The 22,820-nt window shown below is 54.8% G+C and carries 16 protein-coding genes; 14 read left to right on the plus strand and 2 right to left on the minus strand.

Going from position 1 to position 22,820, the window contains the following annotated elements; all coding sequences use genetic code 11:
• The first annotated feature begins 4 nt into the window (after nucleotides 1-4).
• Nucleotides 5-2,431 (plus strand): glycoside hydrolase family 31 protein, encoded by a 2,427-nt coding sequence (locus tag NST26_RS11515; protein ID WP_340979160.1) that lies wholly within the window; start codon nucleotides 5-7, stop codon nucleotides 2,429-2,431.
• Between the two features lie 48 nt (nucleotides 2,432-2,479).
• On the opposite strand, the gene NST26_RS11520 is transcribed toward NST26_RS11515, so the two are convergent.
• Entirely contained in the window at nucleotides 2,480-3,346 is an 867-nt protein-coding gene (locus NST26_RS11520) for an AraC family transcriptional regulator (protein WP_340979161.1), read from the minus strand.
• A gap of 131 nt (nucleotides 3,347-3,477) precedes the next feature.
• Here NST26_RS11520 and NST26_RS11525 point away from each other — a divergent pair, with 131 nt between their 5' ends.
• From NST26_RS11525 to NST26_RS11585, 13 genes are all read left to right on the plus strand, one after another.
• Entirely contained in the window at nucleotides 3,478-4,329 is an 852-nt protein-coding gene (locus NST26_RS11525) for an amidohydrolase family protein (protein ID WP_340979162.1), read from the plus strand.
• Between the two features lie 5 nt (nucleotides 4,330-4,334).
• Nucleotides 4,335-5,294, plus strand: coding sequence for an aldo/keto reductase (locus NST26_RS11530; RefSeq protein ID WP_340979163.1), 960 nt, complete (start codon nucleotides 4,335-4,337; stop codon nucleotides 5,292-5,294).
• Nucleotides 5,294-6,313 (plus strand): zinc-binding alcohol dehydrogenase family protein, encoded by a 1,020-nt coding sequence (locus NST26_RS11535; protein WP_340979164.1) that lies wholly within the window; start codon nucleotides 5,294-5,296, stop codon nucleotides 6,311-6,313. The genes NST26_RS11530 and NST26_RS11535 overlap by 1 nt, the downstream gene beginning before the upstream one ends.
• 18 nt (nucleotides 6,314-6,331) lie before the next feature.
• Nucleotides 6,332-8,581 (plus strand): glycoside hydrolase family 95 protein, encoded by a 2,250-nt coding sequence (locus NST26_RS11540; RefSeq protein WP_340979165.1) that lies wholly within the window; start codon nucleotides 6,332-6,334, stop codon nucleotides 8,579-8,581.
• Nucleotides 8,582-9,028: 447 nt separating this feature from the next.
• The gene (locus tag NST26_RS11545; RefSeq protein WP_036724956.1) at nucleotides 9,029-10,711 is read left to right on the plus strand and encodes an extracellular solute-binding protein; all 1,683 of its coding nucleotides are present in this window, start codon (nucleotides 9,029-9,031) and stop codon (nucleotides 10,709-10,711) included.
• Nucleotides 10,712-10,822: 111 nt separating this feature from the next.
• Nucleotides 10,823-11,809, plus strand: coding sequence for an ABC transporter permease (locus tag NST26_RS11550; protein WP_036693453.1), 987 nt, complete (start codon nucleotides 10,823-10,825; stop codon nucleotides 11,807-11,809).
• 14 nt (nucleotides 11,810-11,823) lie between these two features.
• A complete protein-coding gene (locus NST26_RS11555; RefSeq protein ID WP_036724944.1) occupies nucleotides 11,824-12,735 on the plus strand; it encodes a carbohydrate ABC transporter permease in 912 nt (303 codons plus the stop codon).
• Nucleotides 12,736-12,866: 131 nt separating this feature from the next.
• The gene (locus tag NST26_RS11560; RefSeq protein WP_340979166.1) at nucleotides 12,867-14,399 is read left to right on the plus strand and encodes a response regulator transcription factor; all 1,533 of its coding nucleotides are present in this window, start codon (nucleotides 12,867-12,869) and stop codon (nucleotides 14,397-14,399) included.
• A 24-nt stretch (nucleotides 14,400-14,423) separates the two neighbouring features.
• A complete protein-coding gene (locus NST26_RS11565; protein WP_340979167.1) occupies nucleotides 14,424-16,232 on the plus strand; it encodes a sensor histidine kinase in 1,809 nt (602 codons plus the stop codon).
• Entirely contained in the window at nucleotides 16,225-17,748 is a 1,524-nt protein-coding gene (locus NST26_RS11570) for a response regulator transcription factor (protein ID WP_340979168.1), read from the plus strand. The genes NST26_RS11565 and NST26_RS11570 overlap by 8 nt, the downstream gene beginning before the upstream one ends.
• Before the next feature lie 116 nt (nucleotides 17,749-17,864).
• A complete protein-coding gene (locus tag NST26_RS11575) occupies nucleotides 17,865-18,884 on the plus strand; it encodes an endo-1,4-beta-xylanase (RefSeq protein WP_209880078.1) in 1,020 nt (339 codons plus the stop codon).
• Between the two features lie 45 nt (nucleotides 18,885-18,929).
• Nucleotides 18,930-20,363, plus strand: coding sequence for a glycoside hydrolase family 43 protein (locus NST26_RS11580; protein WP_340979169.1), 1,434 nt, complete (start codon nucleotides 18,930-18,932; stop codon nucleotides 20,361-20,363).
• Nucleotides 20,364-20,381: 18 nt separating this feature from the next.
• Entirely contained in the window at nucleotides 20,382-21,896 is a 1,515-nt protein-coding gene (locus NST26_RS11585; RefSeq protein ID WP_340979170.1) for a glycoside hydrolase family 43 protein, read from the plus strand.
• Here the strand turns inward: NST26_RS11585 and NST26_RS11590 are convergent.
• Nucleotides 21,893-22,783 (minus strand): helix-turn-helix transcriptional regulator, encoded by an 891-nt coding sequence (locus NST26_RS11590; RefSeq protein WP_036724938.1) that lies wholly within the window; start codon nucleotides 22,781-22,783, stop codon nucleotides 21,893-21,895. The genes NST26_RS11585 and NST26_RS11590 overlap by 4 nt on opposite strands.
• Between the last annotated feature and the right edge of the window lie 37 nt (nucleotides 22,784-22,820).

A 22,820-nucleotide genomic window follows, 5' to 3' on the forward strand; every position in this document is an offset into this window, starting at 1 on the left:
CATAATGAAACTGATAACTGTTCAATCCGGCGAGGCTGGCGTAAGGCTGGAGACTAGTGAGGGAATAATGCATATTGCCTGGTGTACGCCGGGGATTGCCAGAATCCGCTATACGCTGAATGCTGAGCTGAGCGGTAAAGAGAGTCTGATGGTGGTAAGCCGGCCAGAAGCCGAGACCGTACCTTACACTATCACAGAACTGCCCGGCCATCTGCAGATCTCAACGGCGCAGCTAATGATTGAAGTGGATAAAGAGAGCTGTGCCTTCAGCTACAGAGCTGCGGACGGCACGCTGCTGACACGGGAGCCGGCCAGAGGCGGCAAAACCCTGGAGCGCACAGAGGTCTATCATACGGTATTCGATGCTTCGGCAGACACGGTAGAGACCGGACAGGGTGCGGATGGTCTGCGGGCAAGAGCGGAGGGCGTCAACCGGAGGCTGGACCGGGAGGCTTTTCATACAAAGCTGGAATTCGAATGGCAGGAAGGGGAGGCCCTGTACGGACTCGGCTCCCATGAAGAGGGGATGATGAACCTCCGGGGACGGCAGCAATACTTGTACCAGCAGAATATGAAGGCGGTTGTACCGGTACTGGTGTCTACACGCGGCTACGGGATTCTGGTATATTCTGGGTCTTATATGACTTTTCATGACGATGCCTTTGGCTCGTACCTCTGGAGCGATGCGGATGAAGAGATGGATTACTATTTCATTTATGGTCCGGAACTCGATCAGATTACGGCGGGAATCCGCTACCTGACCGGAGAAGCACCAATGCTGCCGAAGTGGTCCTTCGGGTATGTGCAGTCGAAGGAAAGATACGTCTCCCAGGCGGAACTCCTTGCCACCGTGCAAGAGTATCGTGAACGTTCGCTTCCCCTCGACTGTATCGTACTTGACTGGCAGTCCTGGACGGGTAATCTGTGGGGACAAAAGACTTTCGATCCTGAGCGCTTCCCCGATCCCTCGCAGATGATGAACCGCCTGCAAGCCATGAACGCCAAGCTGATGGTATCGATCTGGCCGATTATGGGCGCGGGCGGGGAGAATCATGAAGAGATGAAGGCACGCGGTTTCCTGCTCGGCAATCAGGCGACTTATGATGCCTTCTCGGAGGAGGCTCGTGCGCTGTACTGGAAGCAGGCCAACGAAGGGCTGTTCGCCCACGGCATTGATGCCTGGTGGTGCGATTGCACCGAGCCGTTCGAAGCGGACTGGAAGGGTGCGGTGAAGCCGGAGCCGGAGCAGCGGCTGCTGATTAATACGGAAGAATCGAAGCGGTACCTCGATCCGGGCTTGATCAATGCTTATTCCATGCAGCACTCCAAAGGGATCTATGAAGGCCAGCGTGCAGCGACCTCTGCGAAACGGGTGATCAATCTGACACGCTCCGCGTTCGCAGGACAGCACCGCTACGGCACGATTACATGGTCAGGCGATATAGCCGCCAACTGGGAGACGCTGAGGAAGCAGATAGCAGACGGCCTTAACTTTTGCATGACCGGTTCGCCTTATTGGACTTTGGATATCGGGGCGTTCTTCGTGAAGAATCACAAGGAGCAATGGTTCTGTAGCGGGGATTATGACGAAGGTGTTGCGGATCTGGGCTACCGGGAGCTGTATGTCCGCTGGTTCCAGCTCGGAGCCTTTCTGCCGATGTTCCGTTCCCATGGCACGGATACGCCGAGGGAGATATGGCAGTTCGGCCAGGAGGGTGAGCTGATGTATGACACGCTGGTGAACTATCTGAAGCTCCGTTACAGGCTGATGCCATACATCTACTCCCTGGCCGGAGCTGTGGCACACCGCAGCTATACTATGTTCCGTGCGCTGGCTTTCGATTACCGGGAAGATGTGCAGGTCCATGCCATCGGCGACCAGTTCATGTTCGGTCCGGCCTTCATGGTGGCTCCTGTGACAGAGGCCATGTATTACGGTCCCGGCTCCCGCGAGCTTGAGGGGGTTCTTAAGCAGCGCCGGGTCTACCTCCCTGAAGGCGAATGGTATGATTATTGGAGCGATGAACGGCTGGAGGGCGGCGTGACGATTGAAGCCAAGGCGGATCTGGAGACGCTTCCCCTGTATGTCCGTGCCGGGTCCATTGTTCCGCTCGGCCCCGATGTTCAATATACGGATGAACAGCCGGAGGCGGTGACGAGACTCAAGGTATACGGCGGCAAGGATGCAGCCTTCACCCTGTATGAAGATGAAGGCGATAATTATAATTATGAGACCGGCGCCTATGCCATGATTGAGCTGAGCTGGTGTGAAGCGGACCGCAGCCTGACTATCGGGAAGCGGGCCGGAGACTATGCCGGAATGCAGGCGGTAAGGCAATTTGCCGTAGAGCTGGCCGGTTATGCGGGAAGCCGCATCGTCACTTATGAAGGGGAAGCTGTAATTGTCCGTGAAGCGGACCTGCAGAGCTGAGACTTCATTCGATGTGTGACTCATTGTACGCTTGATAGAGAAGCTCTACTAGGCTCTGTTACTCTTGCGGTAGGCGGCGGGTGTCATGCTGGTGATTCTTTTGAATGTACGGTAGAAATGGGGCAGGCTCTCGAAGCCGCAGGCCATGGCAATCTGCTCGATGGTATAGCTTGATTGCAGCAGGCTGTCCTTGGCGGCAAAAATCCGCTTCGTCGCAATATAATCCGTCACATTCATGCCCAGACGCTGCTTGAAGACCCGGCTGAAGTGGGCCGGTGAGATCGACGCCCGTGCAGCCAGAGAGCTTAGCTCCAGCGGCTGATCCAGATGATCGTTGATATAGCTGAGCGCCTCACGGAACCACTTCGGCAGCAAGGGACTTGAAGCGACAGGCTCAGTGGCTTGCGGCAGGCAGTAGCGGTTCAGATGCAGCAATGTAAGATGAAGCAGCAGCGTAAGCGCCTGCCCGCCGTCCGGCTGATTCTGCTCACGTTCCCGGTGGATCGCATCGATATCATTTTGCAGAATTTCAGCATGCTCTGGAGACAGGGTATACTTGTACTGCTTGTTTGTCTTGGCAGCGTCGAACAGCTTCAGATAGGGATAAGACTCACTGTAGGTATGGTTATGGATCAGAGCCGGGCTGAAAAAAAGGGCGGAGGAGGTCACCGGCTCCTCATTATCGGGAAATCCCCGGTGTACCGTGTTTCCGGGAACGACAATAATGTCACCCGGATGCATCTCATAAAAGGTCTGATCGATGAAAAAGCTTCCTTTGCCGCCGTATACGTAAATGAATTCGTACCAGTCATGCTGGTGGTCGGGCAGCTCGCGCTGCGGACTTTTCGTTTCCTTATAGTCCAGCAGCAGCGTAACCGGCAATTGATGGTCAAAATGCCTGCGGATCGGTTCCATGAAGTCGCCCCCTGAGTTAAATCTCTGCATTCTTACCCACATCATATCAAAATAAGGTATAGATTTGTTTGTTTAAGCTATTTTTATTCCTTTATCGGATGTTTACAATAAGGTGGAATGGAGGCGTTATCATGTATATTGATGCTCACCAGCATTATTGGAAGATAGACAGGGATGATTATGGATGGATTACGCCGGAGATTCCGGTGCTGTTCCGGGATTATCTGCCCACTGATCTGGAGCCGGAGCTAATGAAGCACGGGATCAGCCGTACGATTGTCGTACAGGCTGCACCTACGGTGGAGGAGACGGAATATATTCTGGAACTCAGCGGGCAGGCGGAGTCTGTCGCGGGCGTGATTGGCTGGCTGGATCTGGCGAGCCCTTCCTTCCAGGCCGAATTCGAGCGTCTCAGCAGACATCCGAAGTTCACCGGGCTGCGGGTGATGATTCAGGAGATGGCGGACCCCGGTGTGCTTTTGACCCGGCCTTATATAGAAGCGCTCTCATACCTTGCGGAGCGGGATGTGCCGGTGGACCTGCTGGTGCTGGCCGATCAGCTTCCGCAGCTCATTGAGATGCTGGAACAGGTTCCGGGACTGCGGGGAGTCATTGATCACCTGGCCAAGCCTCCGATTGCATCGGGAAGCCTGGAGCCGTGGAGAAGCCAAATGGCAGAGGTTGCCAAGCATCCGGGAATATACTGCAAGCTGTCCGGGATGGTCACTGAAGCAGATCCCCAGGGCTGGACGCAGGAGGATTTCACGGATTACGTACATGCTGTGCTGGAGCTGTTCGGACCCGGGCGGGTGATGTTCGGCAGCGACTGGCCTGTGTGCCTGATGGCGGCAACCTATGAGGAGGTTGTGGGGATTCTGCGCACAGCACTGCAAGGACGATTGTCTGCGGAAGAGATGGAGCCGGTATTTGGAGCGAATGCTGCTAGATTTTATAAGCTGGATTCACTAATTATAGGAGGTTGAGCGATATGAAATACAGAAAGCTGGGCAATACGGGACTGGAGGTCTCCGCATTAAGCTTCGGGGCTTCTTCGCTGGGCAGCGTGTTCCGGGAGGTTCCGAAGGATGAGGCTATCCTCACGGTTCATACGGCGATTGATCTGGGGATTAACCTCATTGACGTCTCCCCTTACTACGGCCTGATGAAGGCGGAGACAGTGCTGGGTGAGGCACTCCAGACGGTACCGCGCGACAAGTATATCCTGAGCACGAAGGCCGGACGTTACGGCGAGGGGGAATTCGATTTCTCCAGAGAGCGGATCATCCGCAGCGCGGAAGAGAGCATGGCCCGCCTGGGCACAGATTACCTGGATATTCTGCTGCTGCATGATGTTGAATTCGGCTCGCTTACGCAGGTGATGGAGGAGGGGATTCCGGCGCTGGAAGAGCTGAAGCAGGCGGGCAAAATCCGTTACTTCGGCGTCAGCGGCCTGCCGCTGAGTGTGTTCGATAAGGTGCTGCCGCAGACCAAGCTGGATGTCATTCTGTCCTATTGCCATTATTCGCTCAACGATACCACACTGCTCCGGCTCCTTCCGCTGCTGGAGGAGAGCGGAACGGGGCTGATGAATGCGTCTCCCATCTCGATGGGGCTGCTCAGCAACCGTAAGGTGCCGGATTGGCATCCGGCAGGAGCGGAGATTCAGGCCGCATGTCAGCGCGCCGCTGAGTATTGCAGGGACAAGGGAGAAGACATCGCCAAGCTGGCAGTTCAGTTCTCCACCGCGAACGAGCAGATTCCTACGACCTTGGTCAGCACGGCGACACCAGCCAATATCCGCAACAATATCAAGTGGACCGAAGAGCCGATGGACGAACAATTACTGGCAGAAGTGCGCGATATTCTGAAGCCAATTGATGGGGCTACTTGGCCGAGCGGCCGGGCAGAATGGAACGAAGCACCAGGCCGGAACGGGGAGCGCTTATAATGAAGGGAATTATTTGTGAGGAGATCGGAAAGTTCGTATTCAGGGAAGATCTGCCGGAGCCGGAGCTGGTGGACGGGGAAGCGGTTGTAAGCATCCGCCGGATCGGCATCTGCGGGACAGATCTGCACGCTTACCGGGGCAACCAGCCTTATTTCACTTATCCGCGTGTGCTGGGGCATGAGCTGTCCGGGATTATTGAGCGCATTGGCGACAACCCGCAAGGGCTTCGCGCTGGGGACCAGGTCAGTGTAATTCCGTATCTGCATTGCGGAGAGTGCCGGGCCTGTCTGAGCGGTAAAACGAATTGCTGCCAGAAAATGAGAGTGTTCGGTGTTCACCTGGATGGCGGAATGCGGGAACGGGTGAGTCTGCCTGTCGGCAATCTGCTGAAGACAGACGGGCTGACGCTGGATCAGGCGGCCATGCTGGAGCCGCTGGCGATCGGTGCCCATGCGGTGCGGCGCTCGGGTGTCGGTGCGGGGGAGCAGGTGCTGGTGATCGGGGCCGGACCGATCGGACTGGGCGTGATGGCCATGGCCCGGTACGCTGGGGCGCAGGTCATTGCCATGGATGTCAACGATGAACGTCTGGCCTTCTGCAAGGGCTGGGCGCAGGCAGAGCATACGGTAAGCGCCTTGAAGGAGCCGAAGGAACAGCTATCGGCGCTTACAGACGGCAATTTCCTGCCGCATGTCATAGATTCCACCGGCAACATCTCTTCTATGGAAGGGGCTTTCGGATTGGTCGGGCATGGCGGTACGTTGACTTATGTCGGCTTGGTTAAAGGGAATATTACCTTCAGTGACCCTGATTTCCATGCCCGTGAGATGACGGTGCAGGGCAGCAGAAATGCGACCCGCGAGGACTTCGAACGGGTGATTAGTGCCATTAGGGATGGTTATATTGATGTGGACCGCTATATTTCCCACCGCTGCTCCTTCGGGGAGATGATAGGGCAGTTCGAGAGCTGGCTGAATCCTGAAACCAAGGTGATCAAGGCGCTGGTGGAACTGAATTAACTGCGAAGGAGCGAAGCAATGATGACAACCAAGGAACACAGCCAGCGGTTATGGTATAGTGAACCGGCACAGAATTGGAATGAGGCGCTGCCGATCGGCAACGGCCGGCTCGGGGCGATGATCTTTGGCGGGGTGGCTGAGGAGAAGCTGCAGCTTAATGAGGATTCCGTATGGTACGGAGGTCCGCGTGACCGCAACAATGAAGATGCGCTGCCCCACTTACCGAAGCTCCGCCAGCTGATTCTGGAAGGCAAGCTGAGGGAGGCGGAGGAGCTGGCGGCCATGACGATGATGGGGCTGCCGGAAGCGCAGCGCCATTATCTGCCGCTTGGCGACCTGCTACTGTCGTTCGGCGGACATGAGCAGCCTGCTCAGGACTATCAGCGGGAGCTTAATCTCGAATCCGGTGTATCCCAGGTGAGTTATTCCACCGGCGGAGTGCGGTATACCCGTGAGCTGTTCGCCAGCTTCCCGGATCAAGCCATCGTGGTGCGGATTACCGCTGACCGGAAGAACGCAATCTCCCTGAAGGCCAGATTCAACCGCCAGAACTGGAGGATGCTGGAGAAAACCGAGAAATGGAATGACAGCGGGCTGGTGATGGGCGGAGAATGCGGCGGGCGCGGGGGCAGCTCCTTCGCTGCCGTACTCAAGGCCGTCACAGAAGACGGAACCTGCCGCAACATCGGCGAATATGTGCTGGTGGAGGGGGCGAGCTCGGTTACGCTGCTGCTTGCCGCAGGAACCACGTTCCGCCATCCTGATCCGGCGCTGCATGCCAAGCTGCAGCTTGAAGAGCTAAGCAGCGTTCCTTATGACAAGCTGCTTGCCCGCCATGTCGGGGACTATCGCAGCCTATATGGCCGGACCTCACTGACGCTCCCGGAGAACCCGGAGCTGAGCGGACTGCCGACCAGTGAACGGCTGAATCGGTTCCGGCAGGGGGGAGAGGATCACGGGCTAATTACAACCTACTTCCAGTATGGCCGTTATCTGCTGATCGCCTCCAGCCGTCCCGGCTCTCTGCCTGCGAATCTGCAGGGCATTTGGAATGACAGCTTCACCCCGGCTTGGGACAGCAAATTCACGATTAACATCAACGCGCAAATGAATTACTGGCCGGCTGAACTCTGCAATCTGGCGGAATGCCATGAGCCGCTGTTCGATCTGATCGAACGGATGCGTGAGCCGGGACGGGTGACCGCGAAGGTGATGTACGGCTGCGGCGGCTTCACGGCACACCACAATACAGACATCTGGGCAGATACTGCTCCTCAGGATACGTATATGTCAGCCTCGTTCTGGCCGCTGGGAGCAGCTTGGCTGTGTCTGCATATGTGGGAACATTACCGGTTCAGCCAGGACCGCCAGTATCTGGCGAATGCCTACGATACGATGAAGGAATCTGCACAGTTCCTGTTGGATTACCTGATAGAGGATGAATCGGGCCGGCTGATTACCTGCCCGTCCGTCTCGCCGGAGAACACGTACCAGCTTCCCGGCGGGGAATCGGGCGTGCTGTGTGCCGGAGCCTCCATGGACTTCCAGATTATTGAGGCGCTGTTCAAGGCCTGCATTCAGAGCGCGGAAATCATCGGACGGGATGAGGCATTCCGCGAAGAGCTCCGCTCAGCGCTGAACCGCTTGCCGGGGCCGCAGATCGGTAAATACGGCCAGATTCAGGAATGGATGGAGGATTATGAAGAGGTAGAGCCTGGGCACCGTCATATCTCGCATCTGTTTGCGCTATATCCGGGGGATGCCTTCACAGTGGAGCATACACCGGAGCTGGCGGCAGCTGCCCGTACGACGCTGGAACGCAGACTTGCCAGCGGCGGAGGACATACCGGCTGGAGCCGGGCGTGGATCATTAATTTCTGGGCGCGGCTCCAGGATGAAGGCAAGGCTTATACGAATGTACGGGCGCTGCTGGAGCATTCCACCTTGCCGAATCTATTCGATAACCATCCACCGTTCCAGATTGACGGGAACTTCGGAGGAACAGCGGGCATCGCGGAGATGCTGCTGCAGAGTCATACAGATAGAATCAGACTGCTGCCTGCATTGCCTGCGGACTGGAACGAGGGCAGTGTCAAGGGACTGCGGGCAAGAGGCGGCTATACGCTGGACTTCTCGTGGGCGGACGGACATGTTACTGAAGTGATTGTTACCTGTACGGTATCCGGCACATGCCGCCTGGAAGGCCCGGGACTGGCTCCGGTATCGTTCGCTGGAGAAGCGGGTAGTTCGTATACCTTCACCGGGTAGATTAATATTAGGCTGGCTAGTTGACGAATAGGATAGTATAGTAATGTGGGATTGGCGTATTTGCGCCAGTCCTTTTTGCGTGCGTGGTTGGCTAGAACGTCGAGCGGGCCGGATGTAATCGAAAAACCGATCACAATGGAACCGGGAGCGGCGCGTGGACCAATGAAGAGCATTAATGCCTTTGATTTCGCCGGAATCCGCCGGATTCCGCCAAAATCCGGCAACCCTAGCAGGCCGTAAGCAGGCTCATCCCCAAGCGCAGCCAGCTCTGAAAGAACGGCAATTCCGCTGCCACGCTGCAAGCAAGCGTTTTCTTTTTATGAATTTTCAGGGGGGAAGACCTATATTCTATGAATTGTAAGCGCATTCTGAAAACGTATAATTAAAGTTGTCACCAGGAGAAATTAGAAGCATAAGCGATTAGCCAAAAAGGGGAGGCATAACAACATGCACAAAACGGCAAAACGTTCAGCAGCAGCCGCTGCGGCCGGTGTATTAGCACTCACACTGGCATTGACAGGCTGTGGATCAAGCAATAACACCAGCAACACCGGCACCAAGGATACCGCCACTGGAGGAAACGCCAGCCCGGCAGCAGCCGGAGACGACACGGCTCCGGTAACGTTCTCGGTATTCATGAACGGTCCCGGACAACAGCCAACGCCTGACAATAAGATTCTGAAGCTGATCAAAGACGAGACCGGAATCACCTTCAACCAGGAATTCCTGGTCGGCGACCTGCAGCAGAAGCTCGGGGTCATGATAGCCGGGGGAGATTATCCGGACATCCTGTCGGGTGACGACAAATTAATCAATGCCAAGGCTTACATTCCGCTGGAGGATCTGATTGAGAAGTACGCTCCCAACCTGAAGAAGCATTACGGTGCGGTCTGGAACCAGATCAAGGATGAGAGTGACGGCCACATCTATGTACTGCCAAGCTATGGCGTCTATCAAGGTAAAATTACCGAGCCTACTTATCAGGGACCAGGCTTCTGGCTGCAAAAAGGCGTGCTTGAGGAAATGGGCTACCCTACTCCCAAGACCCTGGATGAGTATTTCGACATCATTGCCAAATATAAAGAAAAACACCCGGATATGATCGGGTTCGAATCACTCAACTTCGACTGGCGCGTGTTCCCGCTGCAGAATCCCCCAGAGCATCTGTCGGGGCATCCGAATGACGGGGCCGTTATTGTAGATAACAATGTAGCACAGATTTTTGCCGACAAGGATATCTCCAAGACCTACTACAAGAAGCTTAATGATATCAACGCTCAAGGCTTGATGGATAAAGAAGCGTTCGTACAGAACTATGACCAGTATCTGGCCAAGGTTGCAAGCGGCAAGGTCATCGGGATGTTCGACCAGCACTGGAACTTCCAGGACGGCGAGAAATCCCTGATCTCCCAAGGCAAGCTGGAAAATACGTATATCGGCTTCCCTCTGCTCTATCCGGGCGCAGAAGAATGGTATCGTGACCGCGGAGCAGTCGGTACTAACCGCGGATTCGGAATTTCGATCAATGCCAAGGACCCTGTCCGCATTATCAAATTCTGGGATAAGATGATTACCGAGGATTGGCAGAAGACGCTTCAATGGGGCGTGAAAGGCGAAGATTATGAAGTGAATGCAGACGGCTCCTTCTACCGTACACCTGAGCAACGGGCCAATGCGGATCAGACCAGCTGGCAGGTTGCTAACAAAATCTCAGGGATGTTCGGTTACATGCCTAAGATTCAAGGTACGTACAGCGACGGCAACGCAGCAGATGCCGGTACACAGCCTCAGGAATTCTTCGACAGCCTGAAGCCTTACGACCAGAAGATTCTGAAGGCGTACAACAAGAAATCATGGTCCGAATTCTTCAAGGAACCAAAAGAGAACAATATCTACTTCCCTGCGTATTCCATCGTGCTTAAGGATGGTTCACCTGCACAGCTCGCACAGTCCAAACTGAATGACCTCATGATTAAGTATTTGCCGAAAGCCATTATGGCCAGCCCTGCTGAGTTCGACGGCGTGTGGCAGGATTATGTGGACAGAATCCACAAGCTGGACATCAAGGCCTATGAGGACCGGATGAATGAAGGCATTCAGCAGCGTATCGAAAAATGGAGCGTTAAATAAACCATTCAATACAGAAATAGGAGCGGGAAATGCTGTTTCCCGCTCTTCCTAAATAGGAATGCGTGAATAGGACAACGTGGAGAGAATGATTTTTACAGGAGGGAATACAACATGTCTGATGCCGTACTGGACAAACAGGTCAAAAAACAGAAGACCCGAAAAAGCAAAATCGATCCGGAAATCGGTGTGGAACTCAGCTGGAAAACACTGAAAACGCAGAAACAGCTTATTTTTATGTCCGTGCCCATTGCACTCTATCTGATTATCTTCAACTATGTTCCCATTTGGGGCTGGCTCATGGCCTTTCAGAATTACCGCCCGGCGGTGTCCTTCGGCCAGCAGGAATGGGTAGGCTTGCAGCAATTCAAGTTTTTATTCTCTGATGATACCTTTATGCTGGTGCTTCGCAATACCATTGCGATGAGTTTCATTAACCTTGTACTGGGTACGGTTACGGCTATCGGTCTGGCTCTGCTGCTGAATGAGATCAAGCTCAAGTTCTTCAAACGCGCGGTTCAGTCGATTTCGTATTTGCCGCACTTTCTGTCCATGGTTATCGCTGCGGGGATTGTATCCACTTCACTCTCCATCGATGGCGGGATTGTGAATGTCGTTCTAATGAAACTTCACCTGATTAAAGATCCGATTATGTGGCTTAGTGAAGGGAAATACTTCTGGGGCATTATCGGGGCATCGAACGTGTGGAAAGAGGTGGGCTGGGGGACAATTATCTATCTGGCTGCTATTACCTCCATCGATCCTTCCCTGTACGAGGCAGCTTCCATTGACGGCGCGAAACGGTTTCAAAAGATGCGTTATATCACGCTTCCGGGAATCAAGGCTACATTCGTTATTTTGCTGATTATGAACATTGGACATATTCTGGATGCCGGCTTCGAGCTTCAATATCTGCTGGGCAACGGACTTACTGTGGACTATTCGCAAACCATTGATATCTTTGTAGTGAAGTATGGTCTGGCTATGGGTAACTACTCGCTGGCTACGGCGGCAGGGATCTTCAAAACGATTGTCAGTGTCATTCTCGTATTCATCGCAAACAATGTCGCAAAACGCCTCGGCGAAGAGCGATTACTATAGAGGAGGAAGCCCATATGAAAGCCGGGACCAAAGGTTCAAGCCGGATTGAGCCGGTTGTATTTCATACATTCAACACGATATTTATGCTCTTTGTGGTTACTGTCACGCTCTATCCGTTCCTCCAGACGCTGGCGGTATCCTTCAATGACGGCAGTGACACGCTTACCGGGGGAATCTACCTCTGGCCCCGTGTATGGACGCTGGAGAATTACCGGGCGGTCTTTATATCAGGAACGATCTATCATGCCGCATTTATCTCGGTATCCCGTACGATTATCTCAACGGTGCTTGGTGTTTTCCTTACTACGATGCTGGCGTATGCACTGGCGCAGCCGCAATATATTTTCCGCAAAAAGATCGGCCTGCTGTTCATTCTGACCATGTATTTCAATGCCGGACTGATTCCGAACTACTTTCTGATCAAGAATATGGGCCTGCTGCATAACTTCATGGTCTATATCCTGCCGAGTCTGGTCAGCGCGTTCAACCTGATTATCATGCGGACGTATATCCGCGGGCTTCCGTTCAGCCTTACCGAATCTGCGAAGATTGACGGGGCGGGAGAATTCAGGATTTTCTGGAAAATCATCTTCCCGCTCTGTACGCCTGTACTGGCAACCGTCGCACTGTTCATCGCGGTAGGCTCATGGAATTCCTGGTTTGACACATTCCTCTATGCCTCCTCGGATATCAAGCTCAGCACGCTGCAATACGAAATGATGAAGATGCTCGGCTCGATTATGAGTGCGAACAATGATCCGTCGATGCTTGCGGGAGGCCAGAACAATCAGGTCCAGTCGCTGGTTACGCCAGCCTCCATGCGTTCAGCCATTACGATCGTTACAGCAGTTCCGATTCTGTTCGTCTACCCTTTCTTGCAGAAGTATTTCGTGGTAGGATTGAACCTGGGTAGCGTAAAAGAGTAATTGTCAATACGTATTATAGTAAGAAAAATATGTATACTATAACCGTTTCGGGTGCAGCCGAAGCGGTTTCTCCTGTTCAACAGTGGTGAGCCAGCAGATCATAAAAAAACTAGAACAAAGATGGTGATTCCATGCTTAAGGTACTGTTTGCCGACGATGAGCCGATTATGCTGGAGGGGCTGCGCTTTCTGGTGGACTGGAAGGCACTCAACTATGAAGTATGCGGCGAGGCGCTGGACGGGGAGGATGCGCTGCAGCTAATTCACAGCACCCGTCCTGATCTGGTCATCACCGATGTGCGCATGCCGGTCATCGATGGCCTTGAGCTCATTCGAAGAGCCTCAGAAGGCGATTGCCGCCCGAAGTTTATTATTTTTAGCGGCTATGCTGACTTTGAGTATGCCAAGCGGGCTCTGAAATACGGAGTCTCCAACTATTTGACCAAGCCACTGGATGAAAAGGAGCTGACGGAGGCGCTGCATACAGTAACCGAACAGATTCTTAAAGAACACAAGGCATCCTCACGGCGTGACGCGCTCTCGGCTCTGATGCAGGAGGATACGGTATCCCGGCTCCTGATGCGGGAGAATTCGGAGGAGGAGCGGGAGAAGGGGCTGAATATGCTGGGGATCGGCCCTGCCTCGCGGCTATGCTGTGTCCTGGTCCATGGAGCCGCGCCGGACAGCCTGCAAATGCGCAAGCAGGTCGCCGCCATGAGCGGCAAGGAGCCGCTGCGCAGCATTTCAGTCTATCCGTTCACCGCAGGCAGCGGGAAGCACGGGTATCTGCTGGTGTCACCGCAGGAAGGGCCGGCGCTCGACCGGACACTGCTTACCCGGTGGATGGAGGAGATGCGGCCGCTGTACACCACGCCGGTCTTTTTCGCGGCAAGTCTCCAGCATCAGGGCAAGGAGGCCTTGAATACGGCATACCGTGAGGCGCTGGCTGCTGAGCTGTGCAGGCACGATACCACGGGGGGCGAGGCCGCCGGCTTCTTCGAGAAGCAGGAGAAGTCGCAGATGGCCATGCTTCCGGCAGAGCTGAGACGATCGCTGCTGCAATCCGTCACCGAAGGGAAGGGCCAGCATCTCACGGATCAGCTTGGCGAGGTTTTCAAGATTTTCTCGGCGGAGGTGGCGTCCAGCTCCTGGATCGACGCTTTTCTGGCCAATGTCAAAGCTGAGCTGCTACGTGAAATTACCGCCAGAGGGGGAGACTATGCGCAGTGGGTGCAGAAATGGTTCCCGTCACGGCATACAGCCAATTGCCTGCCGCTGCTTGAGCGTCAGATAGAGGAGGAGCTGTGTGAGGCTGCAGAGTGGTTCGCAGCGGCTGCGGACGGCAGGGCGGAGGATCAGATCGTGGCCGCAGCGATCGAGTATGTCCGCGGGCATTATCAGGAGAAGCTGAAGCTGCAGGATATTGCGGGACACCTGCATGTGAACTCGGCCTACCTGGGACAACGGTTCAAGAAATATTACGGCAGCTCCTTTAACGATTATCTCCATGAATTCCGCATTGAAGAGGCGAAGAAGCTGCTGCGCCGGACCGATATGGGAATTTCCGATATCTCAAGCAGAGTGGGCTACTCAGACGCCGATGTGTTCGCCGCCAAGTTCAAGGCGCTTAACGGAGTTACACCTTCCGTGTACAAGAAGAGTTAATTCATGAGGAAGGAGGGGGCGTGCATGAAGAATAACCGGAAGCCATCTGCCTTCATCAATGATATTCCGCTTAAATACAAGTTTTTGTTTATCTACTTACTCTGTGTGCTCGTCCCCATACTTAGCATCAATGCCCTCTTTTATGTGCAGATCAGCCGTAATGTGGAGGCACGGGAGAGGGAGAATCTGGAGATTTCGGTAGACCGGGTAGCCTATGACCTGATGCAGATCGTGAATGAATGCGTGGCGATCAGCAACACGGTGGCTGCGGACCGGCCCTATATGGAGATGATGGATTACGCCTACCCGGATAATGAGGCTTATTATGATGCCTATAATGATTCTCTGAAGGATAAGCTGCGGCAGTACAGCACGCTCCACTCCTATATTTCGTGGATGGGCATATACACCTCTAATCCGACCATCCAGAACGGCAACAGCTATTTCATTCTTTCGTACGCGGATAAGCAGAGTGAATGGTACCGCAAAATCTCAAGCAGCACAGGTAAGGTGCTGCTCACTTCTTATCAGGGAACCGACCCGCTGAATCCGCCGCAGCAGGAGGTGCTGGTCAGCCTGATCCGCAAGCTGGATAACTTCACGGGCCAGCCCTACACGAAATATCTGAGGATTGATCTGCGGCTGAACAATGTACAGGAGCTGTTCCAGAAGGAACGTGACTATCTGGATTTCAAGCTGCTGGACGAGAAGAACCGGGTTGTGCTGGACTCGAACCGTTCCTTCTCCTCGCTGGATGCGAGTGCCTTGCTGAATGTGGACACCAGCCTTGACCAGCCGACCAAGCAGATTGTCCGGGCGCTGAGCAGTGCGGCCTACACCAAGGGATGGCGGCTGGTCGGAACTCCGGAAGGGCGTAAGATCAGCCATGAGATGGAACGCGCGCTCAGGAACTCGCTGATTCTGGTTCTGCTGACGATCATCCTTCCCACTCTGCTCATGATCGTGATTATACGCTCCTACAATCTGCGGGTACGGCTGCTCTACAAGCATATGAAGCTGGTCAAATATGAACAATTCGAGAGCATTGATATGTATGAGGGGAAGGATGAGATCGGCGGTCTGATCCGCAGCTTCAATCTGATGACCGGCAAAATCCGCAATCTGATCAATGATGTCTACAAGCTGGAGATCCAGAAGAAGGATCTGGAGCTGGAACGGGTACGGGCGGAGCTGAAATATCTGGAGAGTCAGGTAGACCCTCATTTCCTTTTTAATACGCTGAATGCGATCCTGGTCATCTGTAAGAAGTATAAATATGAACAGGTTACCGATGTCATTAGGAATCTGGCCCTGATTATGCGCAGGCTGCTGAGCTGGAAGGATGATCTGATTACGGTGGAGGAGGAGGTATCCTTCATCGAGATGTATCTGCAGATTGAGAAGTTCCGCTTCCAGAACCGGTTCTCTTATGTGCTGGATATTGCGCCTGAGGTGCTGAACTGCCGCATTCCCAAGATGAGTATACAGGCTCTGGTGGAGAATTCCTGCAAGCATGGCCTGCAATCGGTCAAATGGGCAAGGGAAATTCACGTGTCCGCTTCGCGGAATGAGACAGGTCTGCTGATTGTGGTGACTGATAATGGCAAAGGAATCGAGAAGGAGAAGCTGGAATGGATCAAGTCCCATCTGGAGACAGAAGAGGATACGGGACAGAATGTTGGCCTCCGCAATGTGTATAAACGCCTCATGCTGTACTATAACGGCAGAGCCGAATTCAGTATTGAGAGCACCGAATACGAACGTACGGTCATTACTATCCAGATTCCCGAGGATTTGAGTCTGGTTCCGATGGGGGAGGGAGCTCATGTATAAAGTAGTGCTCGCAGATGATGAGACCATTGCCTTAGAGGGGCTGCGGACGCTGACCGACTGGGAGGAGCTGGGCTTCGAGGTATGCGGCGCCTGTGAGAACGGAGAGGAAGCATTGGCTGCCGTTATCCGCAGCTCGCCGGATCTTGTGATTACGGATATCCGCATGCCCGAGATTGACGGGCTTGAGCTGATCCGGCGCGTACGCAGCCTTGATATGGAGCAGCCGGTCTTCATTGTGCTCAGCGGCTACGGCGAATTTGAATATGCCAGAACAGCCATCCGTTACGGGGTAAGGCATTACCTGCTGAAGCCGGTTATGGATGCGGAATGGGATAAGGTGCTTACGGACATTACGGATGAGCTGGAGCTGCGCCTTAAGCAGACCATGCAGCAGAGTATGCTGTCCAGCCGTCTGCTGCCGCTTGCCATTGCGCGCATGCTTGAGGGGCACTGGGCGGAGCCGGATGAGGAAGCTGCTGAGCAGATGGACCGCCTGGATGAGGCGGCCACTGGGTGGACGTATGTGCATGTGGAGGGCAATAGCAGCCGGATTACGGAGCTGTGCCGGGAGCTTGCCGGACCAGCCGGTGCGATGCTCATTGATCTGCCCGGGGATCAGGCCGGGCTGGTCGTGGAGAGCTCGGGGGGGGCGGCGGCAGGGCTGGCGGAGCAGCTATACGCCGGGCTGACCCGCAGCGGAGTAAAGGGCTCGGTCAGCATCGGGCCAAGTGTGCGGTCCCTCCGCGAGCTGCCGGTCTCCTACCGCGAAGCGGCAGACGCTGCGGCCCGCCGCTACTTCTATTCGGACGGGTGCGGTCCGGTGGATTCGGCCAGTGAAGCCGAGGGCCAGGTTAATTACACGCTGCCTTCCGCAGAGCTGATTGAAGAGATCATCAGCGCAGTGGAGCGGCTGCAGGAGCAGAAGGCCGCAGAGAAGTTGGGCGAATTGTTCAGTGTGTTCAAGGAGAACCGGACAGATCCGGGAGTCGTCCAGATGACGGGCATGGATATCATGCTGCGGAGCATGGAGCTGCTGAAGGAATTCGGCGGCGCGGACGATCAGTGGATCGGCACGCTTGATTTTTTCAGAACGGAGCCGAGGTCCCTGGAAGACTTGCAGGTCACCCTGGAGACAGCGCTCTCCACCAGTATGAACTATATCCGCCAGCACAAGGAGCGTAACTCCGAGCACCCGCTGACCCGCGTGGAATGCTTCCTGCGGGATCATTATCCGGAGCATCTGACGGTAAAAGAGATTGCAGAGCATTTCTATATCAATCCGGTGTATCTGGGCCAGGCCTTCATCAAAAAGCACGGCATCAGCATTCTGGAATACATTCATAATTTACGGATCGAAGCGGCCAAGCAGCGGCTCGTCGACACTCAGGACACGGTCAAAAGCATTGTGGAGAGTGTCGGTTACGTACACTATCACCATTTCTTAAGAGAGTTCGAGAAACGGACGGCGCTGAAGCCCGTTCAGTTCCGGGCACAGGCCCAATCTGAACAAGGCTAGGGTATCCATTTATTTATTAGGGTCCAAGTCTTTACTATGGTGATGGTAAACGCATTCAAATGCGTTATGATAGAGATAGCTGTCCAAAAATTGCTATTCAATGGAGGTTAGAAAAGATGAAGCAAGCCAGCAGCGAAATTCCTGCATTACATGAGATGTTCCGGGAGGCCTTTAAAATAGGGGCTGCCGTCAGTACTGGCATTATAGCTGCCCAGGGTTCTTTTATTGCCAAGCATTACAACAGCATTACAGCCGAGAATGAAATGAAGCCGGTAGAGGTTCAGCCGGAGGAAGGGAGCTATTCCTTCGAGGCTGCGGACGGTATCTTCGAATTCGCAGAGTCGCGCGGGATCGGTGTCCGGGGGCATACGCTTCTGTGGCATAACCAGACCGGAGACTGGATGTTCAAGGATGCGGAAGGCGGAGCCTGCAGCAGAGAGCAGCTGCTTGCCCGCCTGCAGACCCACATTAACACGGTAGTGGGCCGTTACCGGGGACGGGCCTATGCCTGGGATGTAGTGAATGAAGCGATTGAGGATAAAACAGACCAGTATCTGCGGGATACGCGGTGGCTTGAGATCATCGGCGAGGATTATCTCCGTCAGGCCTTTGAAATGGCACATCAGGCAGATCCTGATGCGCTGTTGTTCTACAACGACTATAATGAGACCGATCCTGTCAAAAGCGGCAAAATCTACAAGCTCGTGCGCAGCCTGCTGGATCAGAATACGCCGATCCACGGGATCGGAATGCAGGGACATTGGAATATCTACGGCCCTTCCATTGAGGAAATCCGCAGTGCACTTAAGCTCTACGCGTCGCTGGGGCTTAAGATCCATATTACCGAGCTGGACCTCTCCGTGTTCCGTCATGACGACAAGCGCACGGATTTGAAAGCGCCAACAGCTGAAATGCTGAAGCTTCAGGAGGAGCGTTATGCCGAGATCTTCGCTCTTCTGCTGGAATTCAGAGACTCCATTGACTCGGTGACCTTCTGGGGCGTGGCCGATGACTACACCTGGCTGGACGGCTTCCCCGTCCGGGGACGCAAGAACTGGCCGTTCCTGTTCGATGAGCAGAAGCAGCCGAAGGCTTCATTCGCCCGGCTGGCCGAGCTGGCGGCTTCGCAATCTTAATATTCGTCCCAAGCTGGACACCATATTATTTCTGGAGGGAATCCAATGACAACTCAATTGAAGCAGGCTGCCGGCAAGGTACAGCCAAATGGCAATCCGCTGGTGGCACACAGATACGGAGCCGATCCTTATGCCCTGGTATTCGGGGACAGAGTCTATCTGTACATGACCAATGATGCGCTGGAGTATGATGAGAACGGTGTGGTGAAGGAGAACTCCTACAGCAGCATTAATACGATTACCGTAATCTCGTCCGCTGACCTGGTGAACTGGACCGATCATGGTCCGATAGCTGTAGCCGGCCCGGAGGGTGCAGCGAAGTGGGCAACCCAGTCCTGGGCACCGGCAGCACTTCATACCGTAATTGACGGTAAGGACAAGTTCTTCCTCTACTTCGCCAATAATGCCAGCGGCATCGGCGTTCTGTCGAGTGACAGTCCGGTGGGTCCATGGGTGGACCCGATCGGGGAGGCACTGATTCTGCGCTCCACGCCTGGGGTAGAGGATGTGACCTGGCTGTTCGACCCGGCAGTGCTGTTGGACGACGACGGCAAGGGGTATATCTACTTCGGAGGCGGCGTTCCGGAAGGACAGTTCGCCGAGCCGGGCACAGCACGGGTAATGCCGCTGGGTGAGGACATGACCAGTGTGTTGGGTACAGCGGCAGTGATTCCGGCCCCGTTCATGTTCGAGGATGCCGGAATCCATAAGTGGAACGGAGTCTACTATTATACCTACTGCTCGAACTTTTATGACGGGCAGCGGCCGGAAGGCAGCCCTCCTGCGGGAGAGATCGCGTATATGACGAGCAGCAGCCCAATGGGTCCATGGACTTATCAGGGGACGATCCTGAAGAATCCGGGACATTTCTTCGGCGTATCCGGGAATAACCATCATGCGGTCTTCCAGTTCCATGACAGCTGGTATATAGCTTATCACGCCCAGACCTTGTCCAAGGCCCAAGGGATTGCGAACGGCTACCGCTCCACCCATCTTAACCGCCTGACTCATCATGAGGACGGGTCCATTCCGGAGATTCATGCGGATTACGAAGGTGTGCAGCAGCTTGCAACGTTGAACCCGTATGAACGGATTCCGGGGGCAACGATGGGCTGGAGCGCAGGGGTGAAGACAGAATACCTGGCCGAGGGCGGAGTTCAGGCGGTCACGGATGTGGAGCAGGGCGGCTGGATCGGACTTTCCGGGGTAGACTTCGGCAGCGGAGCTGAGTCGTTCCAAGTCTCGGTCCTGAGCCTGGAAGCGGGCGGCGTGCTGGAGCTGCATTTGGATGAGCCAGCGGGTCCGGTTATCGGCAGACTGACGGTTCCGGCGGCGGACGGCTCGCAGGAATGGGTTGAATTGAAGACAGAGGTCCAGGGAGCAGAGGGAGTTCACAACCTCTATCTGGTGTTCACAGGAGAGAGCAATAAGAGCCTGTTCAAGCTGGCCGCTTGGCAGTTCACTGCGCAAGGACACTAACTTCAAGGGGGCAGAACATTGAATACAGCCAGAATTACCAATCCAGTGATATGGGCAGATGTCCCGGATGTGGATGTCATCCGGGTCGGCCCTGTGTTCTATATGGTCAGCACCAGCATGCACTCTATGCCGGGCTGCCCGATTATGAGATCGGTGAATCTTAAGGACTGGGAGATTGTCAGTTACGTCTTTGATACCTTCGAGGACACTCCGGCCTTCCGGCTGGAGGACGGCGAAGGCATTTACGGCGGCGGTTCCTGGGCTGCCTCGCTGCGGTGCAAGAACGGAATCTATTACGTATGCTTCTCCTCCAATGACACGGACCGGTTCTATATCTACCAGACCCGTGATATTGAGCACGGACCGTGGGAGCGTTCGGTCATCCCGGACCTGCACCATGACCCGGCGCTGCTGCTGGATGATGACGGGCGCAACTATGTAATCTACGGGAACGGGGACATCCGCATCAAGGAGTTGACGGAGGATCTGAGTGCGCTGAAGCCCGGCGGAGCCGATCAGCTGCTGCTGGAGGGCGAGCGGGAAGACATCGGTCTGCGGATTGAAGGCTGTCATGCGCATAAGCGGAACGGTTATTATTATCTGTTCTTCATCGAATGGCCGAGAACCGGCAATCAGCGCAGACGCCAGCTATGCTACCGTTCCCGTGAACTGCTCGGTCCTTACGAGTGGAAGGTTGTGCTGGATGACGATCTGGGGTATTTCAACAACGGGATCGCGCAAGGCGGCATTGTCGATACGCCGGATGGCGACTGGTACGCGGTGCTGTTCCAGGATCATGGGGCTGTCGGACGGATTCCCTGCGTTCTTCCCGTAAGCTGGGAGCAGGATTGGCCGGTAATCGGGGAGAATGGTGCAGCACCTAAAATGTTCCAGACGAAGCTTCCTGCGGGTGAGCCGAAGCCGCTGGTGATCAGCGATGAGTTCGATTATACCAGCGACCGGCTGGCGCTGAACTGGCAGTGGAACCATAATCCTGACAACGGTCTATGGTCGCTCACCGAGCGGCCGGGTTATCTGCGGCTGCGCGCCGGACGTACAGCAGACAGCATCCTGCGGGCGCGCAATACGCTGACCCAGCGGACGGAGGGTCCGGCGTGCAGCGCGGAGACCCTGCTGGATCTCTCAGGGATGCAGACCGGCGACAGGGCAGGGATGGTTGCCCTGCAGAACGGGTATGGGACGGTTGAGGCTGCCGCTTTGGAACAGGGCGGGTTCAACCTGAGTATGTGTGTCAACAGCGGTGACGGCTGCCCGCAGGAGGTGGAAAGTATTCCCTTCACCGGCAGCAGGCTATATCTCAGAATCGACTTCAATTTCGAGGACAGCGTGGACCAGGCCCATTTCTTCTATTCGGCAGATGGGGCGGCCTGGAAGCCTATTGGCGGGACTCTGCATATGAAATATTCGCTGGATCATTTCATGGGCTACCGGATCGGCTTGTTCAATTATGCGACCCGGCAGACCGGCGGCTATGCCGATTTCGATTATTTCCGTTATCACAGAGAGGATTAAGCCCGGGTCTGGAAATGGGAAGCATATTCGCTGGGTGTCATCGATGTATGCTGTTTGAATATTCTTCCGAAATACGTCAGGCCCGTGAATCCGACCCGGAAGGCCACCTCCTGAATCGAATGCCGGCGAAGCTGGAGCAAGCGGCTGGCCTCATGCACCCGCAGCATGTTCACATATTCGATTAAGGTCTTACCGGTATTCTTTTTGAACAGATGGCAAAAGTAGTTGGGGGTCACACAGCAGATCCGTGCGGCCTCCTCCACAGTCAGCGGTTCATGGAAATGGTTGCTAAGGTGAATCAGCAGGGGCTGGATGCCCGTCTCCTGCCGGTCTCTTTTGGAAGGCGGTGCTGTGAACTCTGCCAGGGGATAAGCTAGACCCAGGGAAGAGAACAGGCCGCCTTTGATACATAATTCATACCCGGGGCTCTTGCTCTGGTAGCTGTAAATAATCTGTTCAATGCATCCTCTGATCTGGCGGGTAACCGGCTGGTCCGCCCCATAGAAGGCGGGCAGCCGGATCTCACCGGAGAGGAGCGGCCGGATATGCTGAAGCTCAGTCAGGTCCCGTATACCGTTCAGCAGCGCTTCGTTGTAGACAACCGCATACAGCTCACTGCCATCCTCTGTCGGGTAGGCCGCATGAATCTGCGGACGGCTGACGAAGGCAAGCTCACCCTGCACCAGCTCTCTGGAGTGGGGGCCGACCTGGACGCGGAAGCGGCCCTTGGTCACGAGAATCCATTCGAGATGGTCATGCCAGTGAGGCGGAATAATACTGCGGTCCGGAAAGCAGATATGAAATACATTGATGGGAAACAGGCCCTCGGGAATTTCAGTGTGCTCTTTTTTCCATGGATACGGCTTGTCCTCGAACGCTCCACTCATCTTATTCCCTCCACACAATCGTAATATCGTATGATAG

This window comes from Paenibacillus sp. FSL R7-0128 (assembly GCF_038002245.1).
Classification (GTDB): Bacteria; Bacillota; Bacilli; order Paenibacillales; family Paenibacillaceae; genus Paenibacillus_AQ; species Paenibacillus_AQ silagei.